Origin of the sequence: Shewanella sp. BJSY2023SW001, from assembly GCF_047314685.1 — a bacterium.
Classification (GTDB): Bacteria; Pseudomonadota; Gammaproteobacteria; order Enterobacterales; family Shewanellaceae; genus Shewanella; species Shewanella indica.
In genome coordinates, this window is record NZ_JBKORF010000026.1 from 80,967 (window position 1) to 87,875 (window position 6,909).

Below are 6,909 nucleotides of genomic sequence, written 5' to 3' on the forward strand. Positions count from 1 at the left end.
CACGCGAAATAGCAAAAACGGTAGAGAAAGAACAGTATCTGTTCACTTAAGGTAATCACTACCCTATTTGGCTCTCATCCGGATAAGCTTGAAAGTCCTTGTAAGCAGCGAAACACGCAATAAAGAAACAAGAACTACCGCGATATTACGGGCAATTATTACTTTGCAGACAAACGCCTACAGCAAAAATGCTGTTATTGACAGCCGCGACCAAATAGGACTTTAGTCTGATATCAGCAACAACCACCTTCTATTAACATCAACACATCAAAACAACAACAAGAGGTGTCCCATGAATGCTGTGCTGTTGATGTTAATGGGCCTGGGCGCGATGGCGGCCGGCTATTTTGTCTATTCAAAATTCATCTGCGAAAAAATCTTCAAAGTCGATCCCAACTTCGTGACACCTGCACATGAGATGCAGGATGGTATCGACTATGTGCCCACCAATAAATATGTGCTTTGGGGCCACCACTTCACCTCAGTGGCCGGAGCTGCGCCGATTATCGGCCCGGCCATTGCCGTTATCTGGGGCTGGGTGCCGGCCTTCCTCTGGGTGGTGTTCGGCACCATCTTCTTTGCCGGGGTGCACGATGCCGGCGCCATCTGGGCCAGTAACCGCAACAAGGCCAAATCCATAGGTGCGGTCACGGGTGATGTTATCGGCGAGCGGGCCCGCAGCATCTTTATGGTGGTGATATTTTTAGTGTTGCTCATGGTTAACGCCGTGTTTGCCGTTGTCATTGCCAAGCAGTTGATCAACTTCCCCAGCGCCACCCTGCCGGTTTGGGGCGCCATTGTGGTGGCTCTCATCATAGGTCAGCTAATCTACCGCCGTCTTATCAACCTCTTGGTGGTGTCCATTATCGGCGTGGCGGCACTGTACGCACTCATTTATATCGGCCCGTCCATGCCGCTGGCATTGCCGGAAACCCTGGGGCCGCTGTCGGATAACCAGAGCTGGATCATCCTGCTGTTTGTCTATGCCGCCATCGCCTCGCTGCTGCCTGTATGGATGCTGCTGCAACCGCGGGACTATATCAATGGTATTCAGCTGTTTATCGGCTTAGGCTTGCTCTACGGCGCCGTGCTTCTGGGCGCGCCTGATATAGTGGCGCCGGCCTTTAATACCGATGTACCCGAAGGCACTCCATCCTTGGTGCCGCTGCTGTTCGTCACCATTGCCTGCGGCGCGATTTCCGGCTTCCACGGCCTGGTTTCCAGCGGAACCACCTCAAAACAACTGGATAAAGAGCCGGATGTGCGTTTTGTCGGCTACTTTGGCGCCATAGGCGAAGGCTCTCTGGCACTGGCCGCCATCATAGCCGCCACTGCGGGTTTTGCGACTCTGGCCGACTGGCAGGCCATCTATCACGCCTTTGGTCAGGGGGGCGTCAGTGCCTTTATCAAGGGCGGAGCCAATATCCTCGAATCCGGGATAGGCATGGATGAAACCATGGCGCAAACCCTGCTGACAGTAATGGTAGTGCTGTTTGCCGGTACCACTATGGACACAGGCTTACGGCTACAGCGTTACATCTTCCAGGAATGGGGCAGCATCTATAACCTCAACTGGATGCAAAATGGCGCCGTCGCCACTCTGCTGGCCGTGGGCACTTGCTTGCTGCTGGCCTTCGGTGCCGGCGGTGACGGCTCGGGTGGCATGCTGATCTGGCCGCTGTTTGGCACCACCAACCAGTTGCTGGCTGGCCTGACACTGCTGGTAATCACAGTGATGCTGGTGAAACTGGGTCGCCCCATGTGGTATACCTTGGCTCCGCTTATCTTCCTGCTGGTGATGACCACCATGGGCCTACTTATTCAGCTCAAGGGCTTCTACGACAAGCAGGATTGGTTCCTGTTCACTCTGGACTTGGTGGTACTGATCGCCGCCATAGTCATTTCACTGGAGTGCAGTGCCACGTTGAGCCGCTCGCTCAAGGCGCGTAAAACCGCAGCGGAGAACGACTGATGAAGCTGGCGAAGATCAAGGCATTGGTCAAAGACCTGAGCCACCTGGCGGAAGAGGCGTATAACGCCCCTTTTCGCTCGGCAGTCGCCCGCGCCCGCAGGGAGCAGGACGATCTCTTTATGCTGCTGATCTTCTCCGAAATGATGGGGGTACCCAACCCGGCCAGTTACTACACTCTGGAGCTGCAGCCCTTGATGCTGGAAAAGTTCCATGACTGGCACCTGCGTATGGGTATGCCCCACTCACCGCTGGATCAGTTCAGATGCTGTTGAAACAAGATGTTAATTAAGGACGGGCTATGGCGCAGCTGACCGACAAACGTATTCTGTGGGTGGGTGGCAAAGGCGGTGTCGGCAAGACCACTGTCTCCTCCTCACTGGCCCTGTTGGCGGCCGGACGCGGCAAGAAAGTCCTTTTGGTGTCCACAGATCCGGCCCACAGCCTGAGCGATGCCTTTGCCAAGCAGATAGGCGATCACTACACCCGGCTGGCACCCAATCTGGATGCACTGGAAATCGACCCGGATGAGGAAGTGCGCCAACATCTCGACCGGGTCAGCCAACAGTTGAAGAGTTTTACCCGCCCGGAGATGTTCGCTGAAATTGAGCGGCAGATGCGTCTCACCCGACAGTCTCCCGGTGCCCAGGAAGCCGCCTTGCTGGAGCGGATTGCCAAGACCCTGGAAAGCGGCCTCGGTGAATACGATCTGATCATTTTTGATACCGCGCCCACCGGCCATACGCTTAGGCTACTGAGCCTTCCTGAGGCGATGGCCGCCTGGACCCAAGGTATGCTGAGCGCCAATCAGAAATCAGAAAAGCTCGGCGCCATGCTGTCGCATCTGACACCCGGGCGGGGCCGTGATGTCGATAACCCCTTCGACGATCCGGCCGAGCACGCCACCGCCGGAATGGCGCCGCGCAACAAGGCCATAGCAGAAACCTTACTGGCCCGCCAACGGCTGCTGCAGCGCACCCGTGAGCTGATTAAAGATCCGCAGCAAACAGGGCTGCTGTTTGTCCTGACCGCAGAAAAGCTGCCTATTCTGGAAACCCGCCGCGCCGTGGCCAGTTTGCAGGCCGAGCAGTTACCGCTGGCAGGTTTGGTAATCAATCGGTTGCTGCCACCCGAAGCCGACGGCAGCTTTCTTGCCAAACGCCGTCAGCAGGAAGCCGTGCACCTCGAAGAGATAGACGCAAACTTTAGCAAACTGCGCCGCTTTCGACTGCCACTCAAGGAAACCGATATCCAGGGCCTGAGCGGCCTTGAACAGATGGCGACCGAACTGGCCAAAGCCGGGCTGTAAATTCTCTTATTTGTTCAACCAAACTTGCCTCCAAAGCTTTGCCTGTTCCCTTTCCTAAATCGAGAATTTCTATTGGCAACAGATGATGGTTAATTTATGAAGAAATCCACAAAGAAAAAACACTAACAAACTAAATAACTGCTCCAAAAGTAGATCACTGAACCGATATCGTCTCCAAGTAGTAACTTGACGCAGTTAGAACACCAGCCTGATGAGGTGGGCTTCAGGATCACATATCCGGAAACTCTTGCGCCACAATGGTTCAGCAAGATGCAGCACAAATAGGATCAGTTATTTAGTATTAAAGTTAATCCAATGGAAATAAATAAAAACCCTAAAAATAAACCTTTTGTGTTCGTTCTAAAATCTAGTTTATGCCTAAAGCCTATTATAGTTAAACCTACCACTACAAACCCGATTAAAATAAATTTTAACATCTTATATCCTGCTGAGGAGAGTCCTCCTCCGCTAACTAATTTAATCGTTGCATTACTGAGAATAAGCGTTTCCTTTCGTGATAGAACCCACCGCGAATTCAAAACCCAACTTCAGCAGTAATCATATTAATTTAAAAACAACTTTACAATAACAAAAAGAATAAAGCCAAGCCAAGCCAAGCCAAGCCAAGCCAAGAAAATGCTACGACAAAAATGATTAACTTAAAAATCATGCTCAACCCAAATGAATCCACCAAAGCGTACTCTGTAGGGAATAAATCTTCTACCTTAACTTTACTTAACCACTTCATTTCCACCTCCAACACTCAATAATGTATGACATGTAAACTCTGGCTAAAATAATTACTAATATTACCAATAAAAACAACCTATGGAATAATGGATAACAACGACAGCTAACATTAACTTTTTCAAAAACTGAAATATCGCAAGAGGAATACTAAAATCCTAAAGCTATAGAAAACTCAATATATAAAAACATTAAAAAACTAGCAAAATCCTAGAACATAATTTCTACTTACCTCTTTTAAAAATGTAAGCTAGCAAGATAACAACGTGCCCTACAATAAAAATTACAATCTTAGAAAGAGTGCCAATTGGGAAAATCAAAATAAAAACAAGTAAAACATACGCTAATATAATATATAAGTTTATATCTTTCATAATTAACTTTATCTGTTAATGGAAGGGGTTCCCCCCTTCCCATAAGATTATCTATAGCACACCGCAGCTGCTACAAATCCTCCGAAAAAGGCACCAGCCGATGCCCCACCAGTGAACCCTAGACCCAGAGAGAAGTATCCAGCAGCTATGCCGCCGGCAAGTGCAGAGCCTGAGACAATTGCAGCTGAACATACTCCAGAATTTATTCCACCATTCACTATCTCTGTATCTTTAACTGTTAATTCTTGCATTTTTCTCTTCCCCTCTTATAACATCGAACACATTGCCAAACCGAACCTTTGCCCTGTTGTAGCACCAAAAACACCTCCAGCAACCATACCTGCAGGCCCAAAAATTCCTCCAGCGATTACCCCAATAGTTCCTCCCATAATGGAAGTACTAAATAGCTATATGGACACCTCTCCGATGCAAGCACCGGCAGGTCTCTTTCTGACAAAGTAGCCACACACATATATCCGGCTTCGTGAGCCCTGATGAACATCCGTACTCTCTGTCCTCATTAGTGCCATGGCTTTTAGCAGCCCAGCTATTTGTCAGGTTCACAGAGAGTCGGTTCTACCTGTCAGCACATCAACTCTTTGGACTTATTAAAATCAGTTAGTTACTTAACGATATACTCTGTTTTTTGGTTTATTAGCGCCCACGCTATTCGGGCATTTTTGTTAGCCAGCGCCACTACAGCTTTGTTTACGCCACTTCGGGCAATAATACCTTTCAGCCACCGCTGGAGACCTCCACATCGTTCTTCCGGAAGGTTGATGACCCGGTAAACCACTGAGCGGGCGCCATGAATAATCAGTCCTCGCAGATAACCATCTCCGCGTTTTGTTATCCCGAGTAGTTTGACTTTACCACCACTGCTGTGCTCCTTCGGAACCAGCCCCAGATAGCTGGCAAAATGCCGGCCATTCTGAAAATCAGCACTGTCGCCCAGAGCTACCGTCAAGGCTGAAGCCCCTAATGGCCCGATACCAGGTATGCTTTTCAGTCTGAGGGTATCCTCATTTTGCTGGCTGATAAGCGCAAGGCGCAGATCCAGAGTTTTAATCCGCTGCTGATTGTCCTGAAGTTCCTGCAACATCTCATGGAACAGCTCCCGGCTGAGCGTGGTGAGCTCATTTTCTGCATCCTCCAGGTGCTCAGGCAGGTGGGCCATAATTTTATGAGCCCCTTCCGGTATGGCAATACCGTATTCCAGGCCTAGCCCCCGTATCTGGTTAATCAGCGCGGTTTTGTTTTTCATCAGCCGCTGGCGAACCCGGTGCAGACACTGAATATCCTGCTGTTCAATAGACTTCTCCGGCACATAGCGCATACCCGGGCGACTGTCAGCTTCGACAATTGCAGCTGCATCATTTTTGTCATTTTTACTGCCCATTCTGAAGGGGGCAACATACTGTGGACTGATTTGTTTAACTTCATGTCCGTATTGCCTGAACTGGCGTGACCAGTAATTTGCACTGCCGCACGCTTCCATCACAATACGGGACGGAGGCTGCTGAACAATAAACGCCGTCAATTTTTCACGGGTGATCATTTTATTCGCTTTCTTCTCACCCTGCGCAGATACGATATTCACCTGAAAAACTCGCTTTGCCAGATCAATTCCGATAATTTGTTCCATGGGACACCTCTTCATATTGCTGTTGGTTTGCACTTACAGCATGGCTCACTGAAGTCTTTGTGGGGAGGTGTCCATTTCATTAGTTCCTAAATGTAGATCACTGCGTTTCGAAAATAGAAGGAACTCGGCTCGATTCAAGCGTTCTGATCAATCGCCAAACCAACCAACTCACACAAACCGAGCCGAGATCATGATTCTAACATTACCAACCCGCTCTGAAAGACGTCGAATACAAAAAAAGATGTATAAAACCAGAGATAAAGACGAGTGCCGTCGCCTGAATGCCATTCTCTTGTTGGCATCTGGACGTACTGTTACTGAAGTATCAGGCTTGATAGCTGCAGCGCGTTCTTCAATCAACAGATGGGTCAGTTGGTACACTGAATGTGGCATTGAGGGGCTGGAGTCTTCAACCAGAGGCCGTTCCTGTGTGCTTCCTTTCCAACAAATAACGAGTGTAATCAAACTACTGCTTCAATTGTCCCCCCAAGAGCTTGGATACCAACGTTCCCGCTGGAGTACTGAATTAATAGCTCTTGAGGTTAACCGCTTATTTTCGCTGCAGGTTCATTCCTCAACGATTCGGCGGTGGTTGCCTAAACTTGGCGTTGTTTGGCGTAGAGCCGCTCCCACCTTGCATATCAAAGATCCTCATAAAGATGAGAAGCTTGCGGAAATTAAGGCAGCTTTGAAGCGTTGCAATATAAACCATCCCGTATTTTATGAAGATGAAGTTGATATCCATCTCAATCCAAAAATCGGCGCAGAATGGATGCATAAAGGCCATCAAAAACGAGTGACAACGCCGGGACAGAATAGCAAACGATACTTGGCAGGTGCGCTACACACAGGAACGGGGAAAGTC

General features: G+C 49.3%; 6 protein-coding genes. 4 read left to right on the plus strand and 2 right to left on the minus strand.

Annotated elements, in window-relative coordinates; genetic code table 11:
* Positions 1–292 precede the first annotated feature (292 nt).
* The 3 genes from ACMHXH_RS06640 to ACMHXH_RS06650 are packed head-to-tail and all read left to right on the plus strand — an operon-like array spanning position 293 to position 3,278.
* Positions 293–1,972 (plus strand): carbon starvation protein A, encoded by a 1,680-nt coding sequence (locus ACMHXH_RS06640; RefSeq protein ID WP_039033918.1) that lies wholly within the window; start codon positions 293–295, stop codon positions 1,970–1,972.
* Complete coding sequence (locus ACMHXH_RS06645) at positions 1,972–2,244, plus strand: cory-CC-star protein (RefSeq protein ID WP_025009799.1); 273 nt, start codon at positions 1,972–1,974, stop codon at positions 2,242–2,244. The genes ACMHXH_RS06640 and ACMHXH_RS06645 overlap by 1 nt, the downstream gene beginning before the upstream one ends.
* 26 nt (positions 2,245–2,270) lie before the next feature.
* Positions 2,271–3,278, plus strand: coding sequence for an ArsA family ATPase (locus tag ACMHXH_RS06650; protein ID WP_101096670.1), 1,008 nt, complete (start codon positions 2,271–2,273; stop codon positions 3,276–3,278).
* Between the two features lie 580 nt (positions 3,279–3,858).
* On the opposite strand, the gene ACMHXH_RS06655 is transcribed toward ACMHXH_RS06650, so the two are convergent.
* Both ACMHXH_RS06655 and ACMHXH_RS06660 read right to left on the minus strand, forming a co-directional pair.
* A complete protein-coding gene (locus ACMHXH_RS06655) occupies positions 3,859–4,026 on the minus strand; it encodes a hypothetical protein (RefSeq protein ID WP_413737847.1) in 168 nt (55 codons plus the stop codon).
* A gap of 995 nt (positions 4,027–5,021) precedes the next feature.
* Positions 5,022–6,044: an IS110 family transposase gene (locus ACMHXH_RS06660; protein WP_413737849.1), complete on the minus strand. Its 1,023-nt coding sequence runs from the start codon at positions 6,042–6,044 to the stop codon at positions 5,022–5,024.
* 190 nt (positions 6,045–6,234) lie between these two features.
* Here ACMHXH_RS06660 and ACMHXH_RS06665 point away from each other — a divergent pair.
* The coding region (locus tag ACMHXH_RS06665) for an IS630 family transposase (RefSeq protein ID WP_413737850.1) at positions 6,235–6,909 on the plus strand (675 nt) is incomplete at its 3' end.

Coding starts and splice junctions, on each gene's coding strand:
- ACMHXH_RS06660 (WP_413737849.1), bottom strand. CDS start 6,044: ATGGAACAAATTATCGGAATTGATCTGGCAAAGCGAGTTTTTCAGGTG.
- ACMHXH_RS06645 (WP_025009799.1), top strand. CDS start 1,972: ATGAAGCTGGCGAAGATCAAGGCATTGGTCAAAGACCTGAGCCACCTG.
- ACMHXH_RS06655 (WP_413737847.1), bottom strand. CDS start 4,026: ATGAAGTGGTTAAGTAAAGTTAAGGTAGAAGATTTATTCCCTACAGAG.
- ACMHXH_RS06640 (WP_039033918.1), top strand. CDS start 293: ATGAATGCTGTGCTGTTGATGTTAATGGGCCTGGGCGCGATGGCGGCC.
- ACMHXH_RS06650 (WP_101096670.1), top strand. CDS start 2,271: ATGGCGCAGCTGACCGACAAACGTATTCTGTGGGTGGGTGGCAAAGGC.